The sequence below is a fragment of the Marinifilum sp. RC60d5 genome (assembly GCF_052400665.1).
Lineage (GTDB): Bacteria > Bacteroidota > Bacteroidia > Bacteroidales > Marinifilaceae > JBQTGK01.
In genome coordinates, this window is sequence record NZ_JBQTGK010000002.1 from 209437 (window position 1) to 230473 (window position 21037).

The 21037-nt window shown below is 37.2% G+C and carries 8 protein-coding genes; all 8 read left to right on the forward strand.

Annotation, left to right across the window (positions count from 1 at the left end; genetic code table 11):
• Positions 1-250: 250 nt before the first annotated feature.
• The 8 genes from ACT3CE_RS05045 to ACT3CE_RS05080 all read left to right on the forward strand — a co-directional run bounded on the left by ACT3CE_RS05045 (position 251) and on the right by ACT3CE_RS05080 (position 20745).
• Positions 251-3154, forward strand: a complete 2904-nt coding sequence (locus tag ACT3CE_RS05045) for a heparinase II/III domain-containing protein (protein WP_444708670.1) — start codon at positions 251-253, stop codon at positions 3152-3154.
• A gap of 11 nt (positions 3155-3165) precedes the next feature.
• Positions 3166-5913 (forward strand): hypothetical protein, encoded by a 2748-nt coding sequence (locus tag ACT3CE_RS05050; RefSeq protein ID WP_444708671.1) that lies wholly within the window; start codon positions 3166-3168, stop codon positions 5911-5913.
• Positions 5914-6040: 127 nt separating this feature from the next.
• Positions 6041-7387: a family 43 glycosylhydrolase gene (locus ACT3CE_RS05055; RefSeq protein WP_444708672.1), complete on the forward strand. Its 1347-nt coding sequence runs from the start codon at positions 6041-6043 to the stop codon at positions 7385-7387.
• Between the two features lie 605 nt (positions 7388-7992).
• A complete protein-coding gene (locus tag ACT3CE_RS05060) occupies positions 7993-11346 on the forward strand; it encodes an SGNH/GDSL hydrolase family protein (protein ID WP_444708673.1) in 3354 nt (1117 codons plus the stop codon).
• A 38-nt stretch (positions 11347-11384) separates the two neighbouring features.
• Positions 11385-13052, forward strand: coding sequence for a hypothetical protein (locus tag ACT3CE_RS05065; protein ID WP_444708674.1), 1668 nt, complete (start codon positions 11385-11387; stop codon positions 13050-13052).
• A gap of 20 nt (positions 13053-13072) precedes the next feature.
• Positions 13073-15700 carry a TIM-barrel domain-containing protein gene (locus tag ACT3CE_RS05070; protein WP_444708675.1) on the forward strand — a complete coding sequence of 876 codons (2628 nt, stop codon included), beginning with the start codon at positions 13073-13075 and terminating at the stop codon, positions 15698-15700.
• Between the two features lie 121 nt (positions 15701-15821).
• Complete coding sequence (locus ACT3CE_RS05075; protein WP_444708676.1) at positions 15822-18260, forward strand: glycoside hydrolase family 3 N-terminal domain-containing protein; 2439 nt, start codon at positions 15822-15824, stop codon at positions 18258-18260.
• Between the two features lie 130 nt (positions 18261-18390).
• A complete protein-coding gene (locus ACT3CE_RS05080) occupies positions 18391-20745 on the forward strand; it encodes a glycosyl hydrolase family 95 catalytic domain-containing protein (RefSeq protein ID WP_444708677.1) in 2355 nt (784 codons plus the stop codon).
• Positions 20746-21037: the final 292 nt, after the last annotated feature.

The following is a 21037-nucleotide window of genomic DNA, read 5'->3' on the forward strand; positions in this document are numbered from 1 at the left end:
CTTTAATTTTTGAAAAACAATAGTGGTATTTTGTATATTGCTTAGAATTAGAATGTAAGGAGTCTTAGGGATTATGGTAATTACTTATTCTGCAACAAGCTCACTACTTTTTGGGATTAATATTAGATACACATGTAGGGCTATTATTTACTTTAGCTATCTCATTTCTCCTTGCGTGAAGAGAGCATATATGTTATGCAAACGATATAGGTGAATGTGCAGTATTAACGAAAAGTGAAAATCCCAATTTATGAAACTCTACCTAAATTTAATATTAGCATCCGTGTTCATGATGTTTTTTAATAAGCAAAATAAGGTAAAATCTATAGGTGTTAATTGGATGAGAATTTTAATGGTGTTCCTGTTGATGATGCAAATAGGAATTGTTTGCGGACAAAATAATGTGAATAATAGCACCACATCAAATAAAATACATCCTAGAATTCTTAATTCTGAACTTAAACGAGAAGCTCTAGAAAACTCTTTGGCTAAAGTAGAATGGAAAAGAGAGTTTGTCGAAAGAAAAAAAGAGAGTGTAGAAAAGTACATCCAACTGTGCGAAAAAGATCCGAATTGGTTGGTTTCCCGTTTGCAAATGAATTGGAAAACGAAACATTCAAATGTTTATTTAAAAGGAGGTAATTTTTCATATTCCGATGGAGAAGCACCTGTTCCTACAGTTCGTTATTCGGGAACTCGAGATTGGGCTACTGATTACATAAAGCCAAAACTCGAGGATGTTGAACCTTATTTTGACGATGAGCGTGGCTATTTTCTGGAAAATAAGAATACAGGCAAAAAAGAGTGGGTTCATCCATCAAAAATGGGTCATGCTATCGAAGGTATCAACAGGCAAATATTATCCATTGTGCAAGATGCAGCTTTTTTATATTGGCTTACAGGTGAGGAAAAATATGCCAAATTTGCAGAACCTGTATTTCTAACCTATATGGATGGAATGCATTATCGCAATCCTCCAGAGGTGTTGGATGAATCAAGTCAGAAAGATATTTCAGGCTTAGCCACCTTCGAGGTGATACATGAGCAGGCCGTGATTCATTTGGCGCTATCTTACGATTATTTGTATAATTATTTTATCAAAAATAAGCGAGATCTACATCATTCGGTGGCCGTTTTTCAAAAATGGGGCGATCAAATTATTAAATACGGTATTCCAGATAACAATTGGAATTTATTTCAGGCACGATTCTTAACTTATATTGCTCTGGTTTTGGAAGGTGATGAAAATTATGCCAATGGAAAAGGACAGCAGTATTATTTGAAACACACTTTTGATGTATCAACGCCACGTCAAATTGCGATAAAAGACGCATTGTTGGTTTATGATCAGGAGACGGGCATCTGGCCTGAATCACCATCCTATTCGATGCATGTAAATACGACTTTGCTCGAAATAATGGCTTTGCTGGATAATGTGACTAATGCCAATGAATTAGCCAATTTTCCTATTATTGAGAAGGCTGCACTAGCCTGTTTTCAATATTTATTTCCAAGTGGGAATAATGTGGGTTTTGGTGACTCTGGTCATGGTACTATTCCTTTTGAAAATTTTGAGCTGTTAATAGCAAATTATAAAAAGTACAAGAACACGAAGAAAGAACAATTGATCACTTCCTTGTTGCAACCGGATATTGAAAATGGATCATACAAAAGAAGAGCTAAAGATTTGTTTCAGCTTAATTTTTATGTTGATGAGTTAAGTAGTATTGCGGAAGAAGTAGAAACATCAGCTTTAATGACGCCCACTTTTTATGCTTCCAATGTAAGTATGTTTGTGCAGCGTATGGGAAAAGCAGATAAGGCCATTATGGTTTCTACTGTTGGTTCGTATGGAAATCACGCACATACCAATGGCATCTCCATGGAATTGTTTGCTAATAATTACGTTCACGCACCCGATATGGGCAGAGGTAGAAGCTATTGGAGTCCTGATTTTAAGGAATATTACGCTAAAATGCCAGCGCATAACACTGTTGTGGTAGATGGAAAGTCGAACTATAGCAATATGCGAAGTTTCCATCCATATAGTATGGATCATCACTATCCAAAATCGGGAGAACTAAATCCTGGATTTAAACAAGTATCATTTTGTAAGGTTTCATTTGTAGAACCAGCAACAAATGCCGATCAACAACGATTGACGGCTATTATTAATACGCCATCGGGTAATGGATATGTGCTGGATTTGTTTCGGTCGAAGACAGAGGAAGATACTCAAAAGCACGAGTACTTTTATCACAACTTAGCTCATTCGTTCCAGCTTTACGATCATGCAGATAAGCAATTGAAACTGAGAAAAACCAAAGAGCTAACATCAAAGGATGGTCAATTAAAAGCCTACGATTATTTGACCGATAAGAAAGAGATAACACTTGATGGTGACTTAAAGGCCATGTTTAAAATTAAAGAAGACGGTAAACCTGATAATTTGATGAAAGTTTGGATTAAAGGGAATGAAAACCAGTCTATTTTTTCGGTTAAGAGCCCCAAAAGTAATGCCATATCAAAAGGGACTGGTACTGCACCCAAATCTTTGATTGGTAAAAAAATGCCAACATTAATTTTGAGAAGAAATGAGGAAGCTTGGACAAAACCATTTGTATTACTGTTTAACCCATATTTTGAAAATGGAGATAACCCGATAGAAGATGTGGATTTTAGTGAAATGCAAAAGAATCCTTCTTGTCAGAAAATAAAAGTTAGCCATTCCAATGGAATAACAAATGACCAGATTGTCGTATCAAAATCGGAAAATGATGTCGTATCGAATGATGATTTCTATCAAAAAGGGTTATTCTCAATAGTGAGGGTGACTGAAGAAAAGGATATTCCTGATTTTATATTTGCTTCAGGTGTTTATCAATTAAAATACAAAGAGTGGGAAATTTTAGCGGTGAATACGGCAGCTACAGTCTCAATCGAAAACACGAATGAAGGACTGATGGTACAAAACGATAATCCAGTGGTGTTGAAAGTCCCTATAATTACTGATTTTAAACCTGCTATCATTCGATTGTTCGATGAAACCGGAAAGTACATTGATCGAAAAGGAAATGTGAACAGGCACAATACAAACCAGATTGAGTTTCGTTTAGCAAAACCTTACAAAAAAGCTTTAATCATTTCAGAATAAAATATTTTACGATGCATTTTACAAAAAAAATAAGCGTATCGATAGCGTTCATTTTTATGGCTATTGTTGCGAATTCGCAAGTAAGCAGTAAGATTCCATTACCTAAAAATTTGGAACAAGGATATCCTCGTTTATACATCACTCAGGATGAAAAGCCAGGATTAGAAGCTACCATTAAGGAAGAAAAGTGGGCACAAGATGTTCTTAATGGAATTCATAAGCGAATTGACAGTTATGTCAAGCGTCATGTAGACGATCCTGAATGGATGGTATCGCGCCTGCAAATGCACTGGAAAACAAAAGCAAAGAACGAATACATCAATGGTATTTATTATTCGCACTCCGATGGTGAAGCTCCAGTTCCTACAGTTCGTTTTTCTGGTTGTCGCGATTATACGACTCCTTATGGCATACCCAATTTGGAAGATGTTGTTCCTTACTTAGATGATGAGCGTGGTTTATATTTGCCAAATCGTAGCAAAGAAGGAAATCCTTTCGAGTGGGCTGAGCCAGCAAATACGGGGGGTATAATTAATAGACTTAATGAGAAAATTTTGTCCTTAGCTCGTGATGCTGCTTTTATTTATTGGCTCGAAAATGATGAGCGTTATGCCAAATTTGCCTATGATATTCTCAATACTTATATGGCAGGTATGTATTACCGAAGCGAACCAATTGACTTGTTGAATGGGCATATTCAAACTTTGGTAGGCTTTACTTGTTTTCAAGTCATCCACGAAAGAGGTCTAATTTATGTTTCAGAGGCCTACGATTTTTTACATTCTTATATCGAAACAAAGTACAAGGGTGAAATAGCAAATTACGATGCAACCATTAAGCGATGGACCGATCAAGTGATTAAAAATGGAGTGCCTCAAAACAATTGGAATTTGCATCAGGCGAATACGATTTTAAAGGCTGCCATGGTGTTGCGCGATAATAAGAATTACGAAGATGCAAAAGGACGCGAGTATTACATCAACCATATATTAAATGTTACATCGCCACGTCAATGGTCGTTTACTAAGTTAATGGATTACGGTTACGATGAAAATAATGGTGTTTGGGCTGAGTGTCCTGGTTACTCGCAAGGTGTTACCAAAGAAATGATGCATTTTATTGCCGATTTCGATCATACTTTCGATCATAACATTTTGCCTTATACGCCGGTCATGAAAAAGGCGGTTAAAATGTTGCCACAATATTTGTTTCCCAATGGACAAATTGTAGCTTTTGGTGATTCCTACTATGGACCAATTTACACTCAACCAATTAGTGATATGATTCGCTTGGCTCAAAAATATAAGGATACTGAAATGGAAGCTGAATTCACGGCCATGTATCGTTTGTTTGAACCTGATGCTGATTATACAAAAAAGAAAGGCAAAACAAAGGCAGAGATTTCTTCCTTTTTCGCCAGTAAACCATTGGAGCTTAATCCCAAAATGAAAGCTGGTAGTTGGAGCGATTACATCACACAAACATTTTATGCACCCAATGTAAGTTGGCATGTACAGCGCATGGGGCAAGGTACAAACGGTATGATGGTTTCCCTTAACGGATCGCTTGGAAATCATATGCATGCCAATGGAATTAACATGGAACTTTATGGAAAAGGTTTTGTTCAAGGAGCCGATCCTGGGAAAGGAGCTGGTTATTTACAGCCAATCTATTTGGAGTACTATTCTCAATTTCCAGCACACAATACAGTTATGGTCGATGGAATTTCTTCATATACCGAAATGTACAGTAGTCATGCTTTTGATTTAATGGGAGCCTATCCAAAATCAGAGAAAAAGGAGGGGTTTTATACGGATATTACTTATTCTGATGTTGCTTTTCTGGAACCTGAAACACAAAGTGATCAGAATAGAACGGTTAGTATTGTTAAAACAGGAGAAACAACAGGATATTATGTCGATGTTTTTCGTTCAAAGAAACAACGAAAAGGAGATAAATTCCACGATTATTTCTACCATAACCTTGGGCAAAGTATGCAACTAAGCGATGCGGAAGGCGTAGCCTTGGATTTGAAACCAAGCGAAGAAATGGCTTTTGCAGGAGGACATCTCTATGCACTGGATTACATGTGGGATAAAAAATCGATTCGCACGAATAAGGATTATCAGGCAGAATGGAGAATAGACATGCCAGAAGGTAAATCGGATGTGTTTATGAACTTGTGGATGAAAGGGACAGAAGGGCGTGAAGTGTTTTCTATTAAATCACCTCCATGTAAATCATTTAAACATAGCAAAGGTATTCCTTATGATGTAGGTAGCGAACCTTATTTAACTTTAGCTGCTCGTCAACACGGAGAAGCTTGGGAACATCCTTTTATTTCGGTGTATGAACCTTATACTTCTGAGCAGGGGAAAAGCATAATTTCTATTCAAGGATTTGAGGACGAAAATGGAAATAAAGATTTTGCAGGTTTACAGATCATGAACAAGTCTGGACGTGAAGACTTTATATTCTCATCTTATAATGGAAAAAAAGCCCAATACAATAACATGTCATCAGATGCTACCTATGCATTAATTGGCAATGAAAAGAATGGTGATTTTGTTTTGTTCATGGGAAATGGAACCCAATTAAAGGCAAAAAGATTTACCATAAAATCAAGCGAAAAGGGAAATGTTGTATTGAAATTTAAGGATGGAGATTTCTATTTGCATAATGAGGTGGCAGTAACTATTTCTGGTAAAAAGGAAACTACATTTAAAGCTGGTGAATTACGTAAAATCAAATTAAAATAATAAAACCTAAGTGTGTTTTTTAGAAATCTAATATTTAATGATGTACCTAGTTTAGCTAGATTAAATATAGGTTTAACAAAACAAACAATTTTTAATGAATATAATTTTTACATACAAATCAATTAACATGAAGAAGTTTTTTGTTTTATTGCTTTTGAGTTTTATGATGCTTGGAGGGTATGCTCAAAACCCGGTTTTCACCCATGTTTTCACCGCTGATCCTTCACCACATGTGTGGCCAAATGACGATCGCCTTTGGGTATATACATCGCATGATGAACCGGGTTCCAATAACCATTATGGGATGACTGGTTATCATGCATTTTCTACAACCGACATGGTTAATTGGACAGATCATGGCCGTATTTTACATTTAGAAAATGTGGAATGGGCCGAGAGTCATGCTTGGGCAATAGATGCTGCTTATTATCGAGGAAAATACTACCTTATTTATTGTATGAAAGAAGTTGGTATTGGACTTTTTAGAACTGGGATTGCTCGTAGTGACAATCCTGAAGGACCATTTACCGACTTAGGTTATGTTAAGGGGGTTGAATTTGGTCAAGATCCTGCGCTATTTATTGATAATGGCATTCCATATTTGTTTTGGGGACATGATCGTAAATGTTTCGCGGCTGAATTGAATGATGATCTGATGTCGATTAAACCTGAAACTTACATCGATTTAACCTCTCAGTTGACCCATGTTTTTGAAGGTCCTTGGGTACATAAACACAAGGGAAAATATTATCTAACTTATCCGGGGCTTACTCCTCGTAGATGGCCAGAAAAAATGTTTTATGCTGTTGCTGATAAACCATTAGGACCTTACGAGTTTAAAGGATGCTTTATCGATGATTTTGAAGGTCAGAGTGGAACCAACCATGGTGGTGTTGTTACCTATAAAGGAAAGGATATCATGTTCTACCACAGTGCTTGGCTTTCTGGCGGTTTAAGTGAAACCCGCTGTGTAATGGCCGATTATTTGCATTACGATAAAGACGAAAATATCATACCTATTGTTCCTTCAAAAGAAGGTTTGGGGAATGCAAAGTGTACTAAAACAACCCTTCAATTAGAAGCTGAAAATGGATTTGCCGCCGGTGGTGAATTATATAACGTAATTGTTGATACATGGATTAAAGGATATAGCGGTAAAGGATATGTTACAAATTTTGATAATCCTTACGACCATGTTTCTATTTTGGCTCAAGTAGCTAAACCAGCAAAATATCGTTTTATCGTAAGCTATGCTTCCCCCGATGGAGATTCAAACCACGATGTTCTGATAAATAGTTATCAGTACAAAGAGTTTGCTTTTCCTCAATCGAAAACATTCCGTGAAATTGATTTTGGAACTGTAGAATTAAAGGCAGGTGATAACCTGATACGAATATTGAAAAAAAACTGGAAACCTTCTACGGGACAACTAGCCATCGATTACATTAAACTGGAGCAAATCATTGAGGACTAAATGCTTATTGTTATCCTAAACTAAGTTTGGGATGACATATTTTTAGTGTTAAATTTAAATAAGCTAAAATACATATAACTATGAGAACGCCATTTATTGTCCGATCCTTCAATCGATTTAATCACTAAGTCTTCAATTTAATATTTTCGATGATTCTGCTAAACTAATAGGCTTTGCATTTGCTTACAAGGGAGAGATTGGCTACGGTGGTTCTCTACCTTTACGTACTTTTACCAATGAAAACAATGTGATAGTAGGCCTTACTTTAGGTCGAAATTTTGAAAGTGAAGAATACTTGGTTGATATCGTGAAACTTTAGAATTGAAGGAATGATTGGGGATTTATATTCTACGATATTGGAAAAAAGTTACGATTGATTATTCCTGTAGGTTTTGAAAAGGAGTCTTCTCTGGATATTGATCTTATTGGAGAGTACAGCTAAATAGAACACAAAATACAGTTGAAGTTTGGCATCCTGAAATTTCAAATCCTATTGAAGTTCGTTATGCCTAGTCATCGAACCCAGAGGGAGCTAACCTATACAATAAAGAAGGATTACCAGCATCCATATTTAAAACCAAAAATTAATATAAACACAAGATAGCATGATAATTAGTAAGTACATTATTGTTTTTTTATTTTTTATTTCTTCACTCACTGCCTTTTCACAGGACATAAAATTTCAGAATGCACCTGAAGATTTTCAACTATATGCTCGGGATAAATCCGATAGTGCCAGGGTTGCAGTGCGAGGGAAGTTTAAAAAAGGGGTGAAATATGAAAGGGTATCGCTTCATGTTTTTAAGGATAATCAACCTTATAATAGTCAAAAATGCGCATTGAAAAAGAATGCCTTTTCGGCGAATACGAAGATTCATGCCGGACTTCACGAGTTCCGCTTTGAACTTCATCTTAATGATGGACTTAAGGATAGTGTTGTTATGCTAGCCGATAGTGTTGTTTGTGGCGATGCTTACATTATTACAGGTCAATCCAACTCGCATGCAAGTAGCATGTATTCAAAGTATAGCAGTGAATATTGCCGAAGCTTTGGTGTGAAAACTGGCTACGAAGCCTACAACGATGCGGACAAAAAAGTTCGTTGGGGAAGAGCAACAGGTAACTGTGTTGGTTTAAAAAAAGAAGGTGGTTGGTTCATGAAAAATAAGTTTGGTGTTGGCGCCTGGGGGATGGAGCTGATGCGATTGATCAAAGAAAAATACAATGTTCCCATATGCATTATTAATGGAGGAAGTGGTTCTTCTTTCATCGAAGAAAATATGTTGGAGGGACCTGAAAAAGCATCACTCGAAACCAGCTTTGGTCGTTTGGCTTATCGGGTTAGTCAAGCAGGATTGAAGGATAAGGTGAAGGCCATATTTTGGCATCAGGGTGAATCGAACTCAAAATTTCAGCAAAGCGAGAGTAATCCGGATGAGAATTATAAAATCTATTCTGAGAACTTTGATATTCTTTACAATGATTGGAAGCGTGTTTATACAGGACTCGAAAAAGTGTATCTGTTTCAACTTCACCCAGGCTGTGGAGGAAATTACCAATCTGAAATGCGTGAAACACAAAATCAGATTGCTAAGCATTACAAAATGATTGACATCATGTCTACTACAGGAGTTGTTGGACATGAAGGATGCCATTATGCTTTTGCAGGTTATTGCGAGTTTGCAGAACGCCTTTTTCCCTTAGTTTCTCGTGACTTTTATCAGGAACAACCACAAGGAATTATTACGCCTCCTCAATTAATTGAAGCCTCTTTTTCTAAACATGGAGAGATCGTTTTACAATTCGATCAGCCTTTAATTATGGAGGATAGTTTGGAAGTAAAAGGAAATACTCATTATATAAAAGACCAGTTTTTCTTCGACAATGATAAAAAGGCAAATTTGGTTGAGAAAGCCTTTGTTGAGGGGAATAAGGTGGTGCTTTTTATGAAGAATACGACTTTTTATAAGTCTGTTACCTATTTACCAAACAAGTGTTATCTGAATACGAAGGATGTTTATGAAGGACCATGGATTTTTGGTGAAAATAATATTGGTGCTTTAAGTTTCGACAGAAGAACAATTGAACTTCCTAAGACTCTTGGAGTGAGATCTCAATGGAAGGGCTATGATATGTTAGACTCGACCTTGAATGGCGTTAATTTTAAAATAGTTTCTCCGAAAAAAGCGAATAAAAATAGAGATTGGGTGTGGCGTGCTCGTTTTTGGGGACATGAACCACAAACGGATTTAGCTTTACTTGAACAAGGATTTCATATAGCATATATTGATGTTACTGGACTTTTTGGAAGTCCAAAAGCTACCAAAATATGGGATGAATTTTATGCTTTTGCAAGTGAGAAATTCCAATTAAATAAAAAAGTGGTGCTCGAAGGCATGAGCAGAGGTGGATTGATCATCTTTAATTGGGCAAATCAAAATGCTGATAAGGTAGCTTGTATCTATGGCGACAATCCAGTATGTGACTTTAAAAGTTGGCCTGCAGGTAAATACAGTGGTGAAGGTTCGCCAAAGGCATGGAAAAAGTGTTTGGCAGAATATGGATTCAATGCGCAGGAAGCATTACAGGCCAAAACCAATCCTATTGACCACATGGAAAATGTTGCTAAGGCACAGATTCCTATTTTGTGTCTGATTGGTGATGTTGATAAAGTGGTTCCATTTGCCGAAAATACAGCTCTTTTACAAGCCAAGCTAAAGCAACTCGGTTTAGATATAACCATTATTCACAAACCAGAAGCAGGTCATCATCCTCATTCGTTAATTGATCCAAAGCCTATTGTTGATTTCATATTAATGCACACGGGTAACAAGTTGCAACAAGTTTCTGAACGCCCCGAATGGAGCATGAATAATGTGACACTTCGAAGCAATTTTAGAAATTGTAAGCTTCAATTTGAGCAATATAAGACGGGGCATGTCGCATTTATTGGTGGTTCTATTACCGAAATGGACGGTTATCGCCCTATGATTTGCAAGTATCTGGAAAAGCAGTTTCCATCAACCGAATTTAATTTTACCGATGCTGGAATTGCTTCTACAGGATCTACAACTGGAGCTTTTAGAATGGATCGTGATGTGTTAAGCAAAGGCCCTTTAGATTTGCTGTTTGTAGAGTTTGCGGTAAATGATGATCAGGATACTTCAGATTCGTATGAAGAAGCCATCTTAGGCATGGAAGCCATCATCCGAAAAGCCAGAAACCACAATCCTAATGTCAATATTGTCATGACTTACTTTGTCAATCCCAATATTTTGAGTGATTATCAGAATGGCAAAATACGTACATCCATTGCCGCACACGAAGCAGTGGCAAAACACTATCATATTTCAACATGTAATCTTGCAAAGGAAGTTGCTGACCAAATTGCGGTGGGAACTTTAGATTGGAAAACTTTTGGAGGAACCCATCCTCATCAGTATGGAAACAGCATTTGTGCCAACATGATTACTTCAATGTTAGAGAAAGCGTGGAGCACAAAAACGAGTTTTAAGAATCCAAGTGAAAAAGTGAGTGCTCTTAATTTTGAGAATGGACAATTGATAAATCCTAGGGACTGTGATTTTGATTCTAAGTGGTCGTATGGAGTTCCTGATTGGAATAAATTGAAAGGTGATAAACGGGAGCGATTTACGAAAATTGATATGTTGAGCACAACTAAAAAAGGCGCGGAATTAAGCTATGAGTTTAACGGAACGGCAGTTGGTGTATACGTCGTATCTGGTCCTGATGCTGGGACTGTCGAAGTAAGTATTGATGGAGGTGATGTTCAGGAGTTTGATTTGTATCATCATTTTAGCAAAAGTCTACATTATCCTCAAACCATTCTATTTTCTACTGATCTTGAAAAAGGGAAGCATACTCTAAAATTGAGAATGCTTAAAAAAACATCGAGTAAAGGTAGAGCAATGCGAATTATGAATTTTGTAGTGAATTAAATTATCAATACAAATAAGAAACATAGGTAATAAAATACATGAATAAATTAAATTTTTATAAAAAGTTAGTAGTATCCATTTTTGTGTTTACATGCTTTTTTGGTGTTAATTCGATAGCACAAAACCAATTTTCTAAAGCTTTAATTTTGGATATGGTTCATCACAACCCTGGTGAGGAGCCTTATAAATCGGCTTATAATAATCCGGCAGTGATAAAAGAGATGGGGTACAATGGCAAGGTTTATTTCCTTTTCGAATCGCCTGCTTTGGCAATCAATTGGGAATCTGTCGATCCGGATATTTTACCTAAAGGTTCCAAAGAGCGAGAATGGGTAGACGATAAGGCAAGCCAAATTAAAAAAATGCAGGCTTCTTGTGTGGAACAAGGGATGTCTATTTATGCGATGTCGGATCTTGTTTTATTTCCCAAAAGGTTAATAGAAATGTATGGAATTGAAAAAACATTTGGTGACCCTAATGATCCTAAGACAGAAAAGTTTATTCGTGCTCAAATTAACGAGATGTTTGATCAGTTTCCAAGTCTGGATGGACTGGTTGTTAGAATTGGAGAAACCTATTTGCACGATGCACCTTATCATCAAGGAGCAATAGATAATAAGACAAGCCCTGAAAATACAATCATCCCACTAATGCAAATTTTGAGAGAAGAGATCTGTGTGAAGCGAGATAAACAGTTGATTTTTCGTACCTGGAATTCTTTTGATAGAGATAGGGTGGCTTATATGAAAGTGAATGATGCTGTGGAACCACATCAAAATCTCATTATTAGTATTAAGCAATGTGAGGGTGACTTTCATCGAGCTCGTCCATTTAGTAAATTGATAGGTCAGGGACGTCATCCTCAAATTATTGAAGTACAATGTGCGCGAGAATACGAAGGGAAAGGAGCTTATCCAAACTACATTGCCAATGGGGTAATTGAAGGTTTTGAAGAGCATGCAAGAATGCCTGAAGAACAGATAAATAGTTTGCATGAATTTGTTGAGAAGAGACCTGATATCTATGCTGGAATTTGGACTTGGTCGCGCGGTGGCGGTTGGGATGGTCCGTATATCAAAAATGAAATGTGGTGCGATTTAAATGCTTGGGTAATGGCTCAGTGGGCAAAAGATCCAAGGCAACATGAAGAACCTATTTTTAACAGATATGCAAGCGAACGTTTACATCTTAAGGGAGCTGATATTGCTAAATTTAGAAAACTTTGTTTGCTTTCAGCAGAAGCTGTTGTTAGAGGCAGAAACACAACATATAATGATATTAGTGATGTGTGGTGGACACGTGACCAAGGTATAGGTTGGCCTGCATCTGCAAAAGATTCTATTGCTCAAAAACGTAATTTGGAACAAAAAGATGAGTCTGTTGCCAAGTGGGAAGAGATTGTTAAACTGGCAAAAAAGATTCATTGGGAGAATGAGAAGACTCGTGATTATGCAGTAGGTTCTGCAGAGTATGGATATAGATTGTATAAAATATATCGAATACTTGTGAATATGTCTGATGCGGAAGCCAAAGGAGATATGAAGCGTGTTGAAAAGTGGATTAAAGCCTACGATAAAGCGTGGATAGCTTATAAAAAACTCCCAGAAAAGTATAATTCAATGTCAACATTGTATACTCAAGAATACAATCGTCATATCAAAAATAATGCAGATCAGAAAGTGAACAAACTTAGAAGTTGCAATTAGAACAAAACTAAAATATTTGTATGAAAACAATAATAGTGGGCTTTAGTGTGTTAATTTTTGGTTTGATGGGATGTCAGTCAAGATTTTCACATAAAATAGAAAAATCAGATCATGGTATAACTATCTATCAGGATAGCTCAATTATTCAAATTGAGATTATAGATCAATCGATTATTCATATTAAAAAACAATTGAATAACACGCTAGAGTCAACTATTCCAGACTATGTAACCATTTTAGAGCCTCAGGATGTAGATTGGAACGTTCTTGAGGAAAAGGATCAACTATGCATTATTACTGATGATTTAAAGGTGATAGTGAACAGTGACGGTACGATAGACTTTCTTAGTAAGGATGATAAAAAACTACTGGCAGAAACGAATGAATTGACCTATATCAAAGCAAATAATACAGAAGGAAATACGGTATCGCAATCCTTTCTTGCTGGTGATGAGGCTTTGTATGGTTTAGGACAGTTCCAGAGTGGCATTATGAACTGGAAGAATGTTCCCATTCGTTTGCAGCAGTACAATCAGGAAATTGCCATTCCATTTTTGGTTTCTACCAAAGGTTATGGTATCTACTGGCACAATTATAGTTTGACAGATTTCAATGAGCCTCAAAACGAGATTCAGTTTGCTTCAATAGCTAATGTTAAAACTAAAAATAATAAAACAGAAATTACTGCTGATGGTGAAAAAGAAGATGTGGCAGCCCACATTACAAAGCAAGATATAGCGAAAAACATTCGTGAAACCACCTTCACTCCAGATCAAACTGGTGAATATACTTTTATGGCATTAAGCGATAACAATGGTAGAATGAGAGGAGAGATTAAAGTGTCTATTGATGGAGAGGACATTATCAATTACTCTACCATATGGATGCCAAGAAGATATTCTGGAAAAAAACAGTTAGAAGCTGGTAAAGAATATAAAGTGGTGTTTCAGAATACCGGAGCTAAGGTTTCCGGGCAACTATTTTATAACAAACCAGATTACAATAAAACTGTTTTTAGCAGTATAAAAGGACAGGTCATCGATTATTATTTAGTGAAAGGTGACAATCCTCAAGAGATTATTTCTCAGTATCAAAACCTAACAGGAAAAGCGCCTATGTTTCCTAAAAGTGCCTATGGCTTTTGGCAGTGTCGTGAACGATATCACAATCAAAAAGAATTATTAGAAAATGCTCGTGAAATGAGAAAACGCGAGATTCCTTTTGATAATATTGTTCAAGATTGGTTTTATTGGCCAAAAGGAACCAAAGGTCCAGAGTGGGATAGAGCAAAATATTCGAACCCAAAAGCGATGGTTGATGAGTTGAAAGAGTTAAATTTGAAACTAATGGTTTCAGTTTGGCCTGAAGTGAAGAATAAAGCTCTGGAGGAGAAGTACAGTCTTAAAAAAATAGAGAGTAGCAACTACGTAGATATTTACGATCCGGCAATCAGAGAGCATTTTTATCACATGTTAAGCGATTCGATGTTTCATTATGGAGTGAACTCTATTTGGTTGGATGGAACAGAGCCAGAAGGAGTCAACAATACAAAAGTGAATACAGCCGTAGGACCCTATGAGGAGGTTCAAAATCCATATTCCTTGGAAGTTACCAGAGCAGTGTACGAGGGACGAAGAGAAGAATTCCCTAACGAGCGTGTTTTCAACCTGATTCGTTCCGCTTATTCCGGACAGCAACGTTATGGCGCTGCCTCCTGGTCTGGAGATGTAGAGGCATCTTGGGAGCAATTTTCAGAACAGATTGCTGCAGGTTTAAACTTTACCATGGCAGGAATCCCTTATTGGTCGCACGACATAGGAGGATTCTTTAGAGATTCAAAATCCATTAATCCTCAGTTTGATAGTCAATATACGAATCCTGAATATATCGAATTGTTAACGCGTTGGTTCCAATTTGGTTCTTTCAGTCCGATTTTCCGTATTCACGGATATAAATCTGAAACTGAAATTTGGCGATATGGACAAAAGTTTGAAAGCATGGCTCGTAAATTCATAGAATTACGTTATCAGTTGATGCCTTATATTTATTCTGAGGCTTGGAAAGTTACCAACGAAAGTCACTTACTGATGAGTCCTTTGGTTTATTACTATCCAAACGATAAAAATACTTGGGGTATAAAAGATCAGCTTTTCTTTGGAGAATCAATGATGGTATCCTTTGTTACGGAGTATCAAAAACGAAGTAAAGAGGTATACTTACCCGAGGGAGATTGGTACAATTTCTGGACCAATGAAAAAGTTTCAGGAAGCAAAAAACTTAGCGTTGAAGCGCCATTTAATAGTACACCAATTTTTGTAAAAGCAGGATCTATTATTCCAACAGGGCCAAAAATTCAGTACACAACCGAAGAAACCGATGAGCCCTTACGCATTAAAATCTATCCTGGAAAAGATGCTGAGTATGTGTTGTATCTAGATGATAATGAAAGTTACGATTATGAAAAAGGAGAATACTCAGAGGTGATATTTTCTTATTCCGGATCAAGTAAAACAGTAAGTATTACAAAGGGAAAAGATAATTATACTGACTTTAGTAAAAATCCTCTCGATTTAATTATTGATGGAATTGGTACTGGAAAACAAGAAAAAGTAAGTTTCAAAGGTACTGATATACAAGTTAAATTATAAATACAAATCTTATTGCATCATTCGAATACATCATTTTATTCTTTCATATTTTGAGTTTGACAATGGTTTTAAAAGCCAATATTGGTTTTAGCATGCATATTTCCCCTAAAAAAAATAGACAATGAGTTTTAAATTATTACATGAAAAGATTGGCCATATGAGTAGAAATTTTAGTTTTCTACTAGCATCAACTAGTTTAATTATATTGCTGGCAGTACTTGCATTTTCCTGTAGTCAACCGAAAAAGATTGAAGACTTCACTGTTACTCCAGAACCTTTTTCAACTCCTGAAATAGAATTACGAGTAGATTCTATTCTGGCAACAATGACTTTTGAAGAGAAAATTGCTCAAATACAAGGTATACGTCCAACCGAACTCTTGGTAGACGGAAAACTTTCATTGGACTTATGTCGCGAAAAGATACCCAATGGTATTGGGCACATGTGTCAGTTTTCTTCTTCATTTACCATGGAGCCTGAAGAATTGCGTGATTTTGTGCGCGAAGTACAGAGCTATTTAATGACGGAAACACGCTTAAAGATCCCTGCTGTGTTTCACGAGGAAGCCATCACTGGTTTTTCAACAAAAGGCGCAACAACTTTTCCACAACAAATTGGTATTGTTTGTTCCTGGAATCCAGAAATGGCCACAAGAAACGCTTTGTCTACTCGCAATAATATGAAAGCAGTAGGTGCTAATTATGCTCTATCGCCTATGTTGGATGTAATCCGTACCGCCCATTGGCCTAGAATTGAAGAGAGCTATGGCGAAGATCCTTATTTGACATCTACAATGGGAGTAGCCTTTATTAAAGGACTACAGGGCGATGACTTTAAGTCAGGCATTGCAGCAACCACCAAGCATTTTGCCGGATATGGTGCCAATACGAGTAACGAAAAAGATTTTTTTGAGGATTACCTTATGCCACACGAGGCGGCTATTAAGGGGGCTAATGTAAAAAGTGTGATGCCTTCGTATGCGGCCTATAAAGGGGTGCCCGATGTGGCTAATCCTGAATTGCTTACTGATATACTTAGAGGTAAATTGGGTTTTGATGGGATAACGGTGAGTGATTATCATTCCATTGATCACGTTTATGGAAAATGGGAGCAAGCATCTTCTTATAAAGAAGCTGGTGTCATGGCCTTAAAAGCGGGTAACGACCTAGAGTTTCCTTTACCAAAAACGTATGAGTTTTTACCAGAAGCTCTCGAAGAAGGATTGATTACTATGGAGGTAATTGATGCCGTGGTGAAGCGTTCTTTAATCATGAAAGTGAAGTTGGGTTTGTTAGACAATCCTGTGTTTGGCGCGGAAGGCGATTTAGATTTTGATCCTCCTGCAAACCGAAAGTTGGCTTATGAAGCGGCATGTCAGTCCATTGTTCTTTTAGAAAATAATGGTATTCTTCCCTTAAAGGTGGATGAAATAAAGGATATTGCACTCGTTGGGCCAAATTCCGATAATGTATTTTGTTTATTGGGCGATTACACCTACCAGTCGATGATAACGTATTTCTGGGGACAAATATTTGATCCAGAATCGCCTAGAATTGTGACCATTATTGATGGACTGAAGAACAAACTAGGAAATAAAGCAAGCATCCATAATGAACGAGGGTGCGATTGGACAGAACCTTTGGGAACGCTTATCGATCCTAATAGTTATGGAGGTGGAGAATTGGGTACAGCTAAGAAAAACATTTTAAGCAGAGTAGCGCAACCTGATTTTGAAAAAGCACTTTCAATAGCTAAGAAAAGCGACGTGATTATAGCTGCCGTGGGCGAAAACACTTATCTGTGTGGCGAAAATCGTGAGCGCGAAGGCATTCGTTTACCTGGTGAGCAAGAGTTGTTTGTACAGAAACTCATTGAAACAGGTAAGCCTGTAGTATTAGTCATAACGGGTGGAAGACAACAGTTGGTAGATAAATTTTCGGGTCAATGTGCGGCCATTATTCAGGCATGGTTCCCGGGCGAAGAAGCGGGAAATGCACTTGCGGATATCTTGCTTGGAAACGTGAACCCTACTGCTAAACTGTGTGTCAGCTATCCTAAAGATGAGTCTGAAGTAGAAATGAATTACCAGCATGGGTATAAAGAAGTTCAACCGCAATATCCATTTGGTTTTGGATTGTCCTATACGACCTATGCTTATTCTGATTTTCACATGCCATCAAAAGCCAATATAAATGATGCCTCTTTTAGCATATCATGTACTGTTGAAAATACTGGCTCGGTAGATGGTGCCGAAATTGTTCAGCTGTATGTTTCTCCTTTGGATGAATCCTCCTCTATGGATGCCATTCAGCTGAAAGGATTCAAACGCGTAAATCTAAAAGCTGGAGAACAGAAAACGCTTACTTTTGAAGTGTCCCCCCAACAGTTGATGCAATATCTTGATGGAAATTGGAAAGTTGAAGCCGGTAAATACGCATTTAAAATTGGCGCTTCTAGTGTGGATATTCCTTTAAGTGGAATTATTGAATTGCAGGGAGAGGATATGGTATTAGAGGGTAGAAATGTGTTCTTTTCAAAAAGTAAGGTGATCGATGAATAAGCCTCATTATACGTGGTAAAGGAAGGGGTTTAAATGAAAAATAGTGTAAGGTTTAAAATTTAGATTTAAGATGAAATCAGTAAAAATAATTCTCATAAGATGTGTTGCTGTCTGTCTGACATTCATCTTTGTGAATTCAGTTTATGCGCAGGTAGAAGAGACATCGACTTGTTCCAAACGTATTTACAAAGTGTGGGATAACCAGCCAGCCCCCAATAGAGGTGGCGATTTTAATATCAAAAAAGCACGAGGATATCCTTATGATGAAGATTGGGAATTGTATTCCTATCCCATCGGCAACGGTTACATGGGCGCAAATATTTTTGGAAGAACAGATGTTGAACGCATACAGCTTACCGAAAAAACATTGGCCAATGAGGGCCTTTATGGTATTGGCGGGTTAACCAGTTTTGCTGAGATCAATATGGTGTTCAATCATAACAATCCAACCAACTACAGTCGCTCTGTGAATATTAACGAAGCCATTTCTTATGTGAACTATGTTTGTGATGGAGTAGAATATACTAGAGAACATTTTATTAGCTATCCCGATAATGTGATGGTTATAAAATTGAGTGCCAATAAAAAGGGTAAAATTTCTTTCTTGCTGAAACCAGAAATTCCTTATCTCAGAGATTCTACTCAAAAAAATACCAGAACTGGGAAGATGGAAGTTGAAAATGATTTGATTACCCTGTCGGGTTTTATTGACCATTTCAGCGTTAATTATGAGGGGCAAATTAAGGTGATCAATGAAGGCGGAAAGCTGTCGTCAGTAACAAAAGGAGATCGGGTTGAAATAAGCGTTTCAAAGGCCAATAGTGTGGTGCTATTGGTTGCTGCTGGTACGAACTATGAATTGAATAAAGAGCTTTTTTTAGAAGATGTACATGCTAAAAAATTGGATCCTGAAAAATTTCCACATCGCAGAATAAGTGGTTTAATCAATGCGGCTGCCACCAAGGGATATACAGCCCTGAAAGCAACACACCTGCAGGATTATCAAAATTTATTTTCACGGGTAAATTTAGAATTCTCCAAGGAAATGCCGCAAGTGCCTACTAAAGAGTTGTTGGAAAGTTATAAATTGGATATTTCCAACCATTATTTGGAAGAATTAATGTTTCATTACGGACGTTATTTATTGATCTCTACCTCCAGAAAAGAAACCCTTCCTTGTGGTTTGCAAGGTGTTTGGAGTCAGTACGAAGTCACGCCTTTTACAGGTGGTTTTTGGCACAATATCAATGTTCAAATGAACTATTGGGGGGCTTTCAACAGTAATTTAGCTGAAACGTTTACGCCCTATGTTGAATTTTTCGATGCTTATCTTCCAAAGGCAGAAAGTTTGGCTACCGAATACCTGAAAAAGCATAACCCGAAAGCTTTGGCTAAAGACAGTCTTGATAACGGATGGACTATTGGAACGGGAACAACTCCACATAAAATTGTAGGTCCTGGTGGTCATTCTGGCCCAGGAACAGGTGCTCTCACCACCAAAATGTTTTGGGATTACTACGAATTTACAATGGATACCACCTTCCTTCGCGAAAAGGCTTATCCCGCTATTTTAGGGATGAGCAAGTTTTTGTCGAAGACTCTGGTTCCTGTTGGAGACAGTCTTCTTTTGGTGACGCCTTCAGCATCGCCAGAACAAAAGCATAATGGCGAGAATTACATTACTGCCGGCACCACATTCGATCAAGAGCTGGTATGGGAAAATCACAATGATTTACTTAAGGCTTCCAAAATCTTAAATCTAAAGGATGCTTTTATTCAAGAGGTTCAAAACGAAATTACAAAATTAGACCCTATTATAATCGGTAAATCGGGGCAGGTAAAAGAATTTAGAGAAGAGGAGTACTATGGTGAAATTGGCCAAAAACATCATCGCCATATCTCGCATCTTTGCGCGCTTTACCCTGGAACTCTTATCAATTCAACTACAAAAGATTGGATGGATGCATCCATCGTTACGCTTGATTTAAGAGGGAATAATACTACGGGATGGGCAATGGCCCACCGGATGAATGCACGGGCTCGGACAAAAGATGGTGAGAAAGCTCACGAAGTGTATACCAAATTTATTAAAGAAAGGACTTTGCCTAATCTTTGGACTACCCATCCACCATTTCAGATTGATGGTAATTTTGGATGTATGGCAGGAGTAGCCGAAATGTTATTGCAAAGTCACGAAGGGTATATAGAACCACTTGCTGCCTTACCAAAAGCATGGAACAATGGTAAGTACAGGGGGTTAGTAGCCAGAGGTAATTTCGAAATTTCACTTGTATGGAAAGATGGAAAGGCGACTTCAATCGAAGTTCTTTCGCACAGCGGAGGCGAGTGCAATCTTAAATATAAGGGAATTGCTAAAGCTATATTAACGGATAGTACAGGTGAAAATATTAGTTTTAAAAGTGCAGATGCTGACTCCATTTTATTTGAAACGGAGAAGGGGAATAGCTACTTTATAAGCTTATAAAGTTCTCTCATTAATAGTTCATAATAGTTAAGTAGATCTCAAAGTAACGAAGAGTAAACTGATATTATTTAATTCAGATTAAAAAATCTAAAGGCAATGGAATTTGTTCTTTAGAAAATTGTGTTGTCTTTTTATAAGATCTTCTTAGGAAGGATAAGTGAATTCACGGTTTTTGTTGGATAATATATCCTTAGAAGCTCTGTTTTATTCATTATGCAACATTCTTCCTATTTTTTGAATTATCTTTTTGATATCATTAAGTGTATTTGTGGCAAATTTACAAGCGGTAATT

Excerpts from the sequence above, each read along its gene's own strand:
- ACT3CE_RS05045 (WP_444708670.1), top strand. The coding sequence starts at position 251 with ATGAAACTCTACCTAAATTTAATATTAGCATCCGTGTTCATGATGTTT.
- ACT3CE_RS05050 (WP_444708671.1), top strand. The coding sequence starts at position 3,166 with ATGCATTTTACAAAAAAAATAAGCGTATCGATAGCGTTCATTTTTATG.
- ACT3CE_RS05055 (WP_444708672.1), top strand. The coding sequence starts at position 6,041 with ATGAAGAAGTTTTTTGTTTTATTGCTTTTGAGTTTTATGATGCTTGGA.
- ACT3CE_RS05060 (WP_444708673.1), top strand. The coding sequence starts at position 7,993 with ATGATAATTAGTAAGTACATTATTGTTTTTTTATTTTTTATTTCTTCA.
- ACT3CE_RS05065 (WP_444708674.1), top strand. The coding sequence starts at position 11,385 with ATGAATAAATTAAATTTTTATAAAAAGTTAGTAGTATCCATTTTTGTG.
- ACT3CE_RS05070 (WP_444708675.1), top strand. The coding sequence starts at position 13,073 with ATGAAAACAATAATAGTGGGCTTTAGTGTGTTAATTTTTGGTTTGATG.
- ACT3CE_RS05075 (WP_444708676.1), top strand. The coding sequence starts at position 15,822 with ATGAGTTTTAAATTATTACATGAAAAGATTGGCCATATGAGTAGAAAT.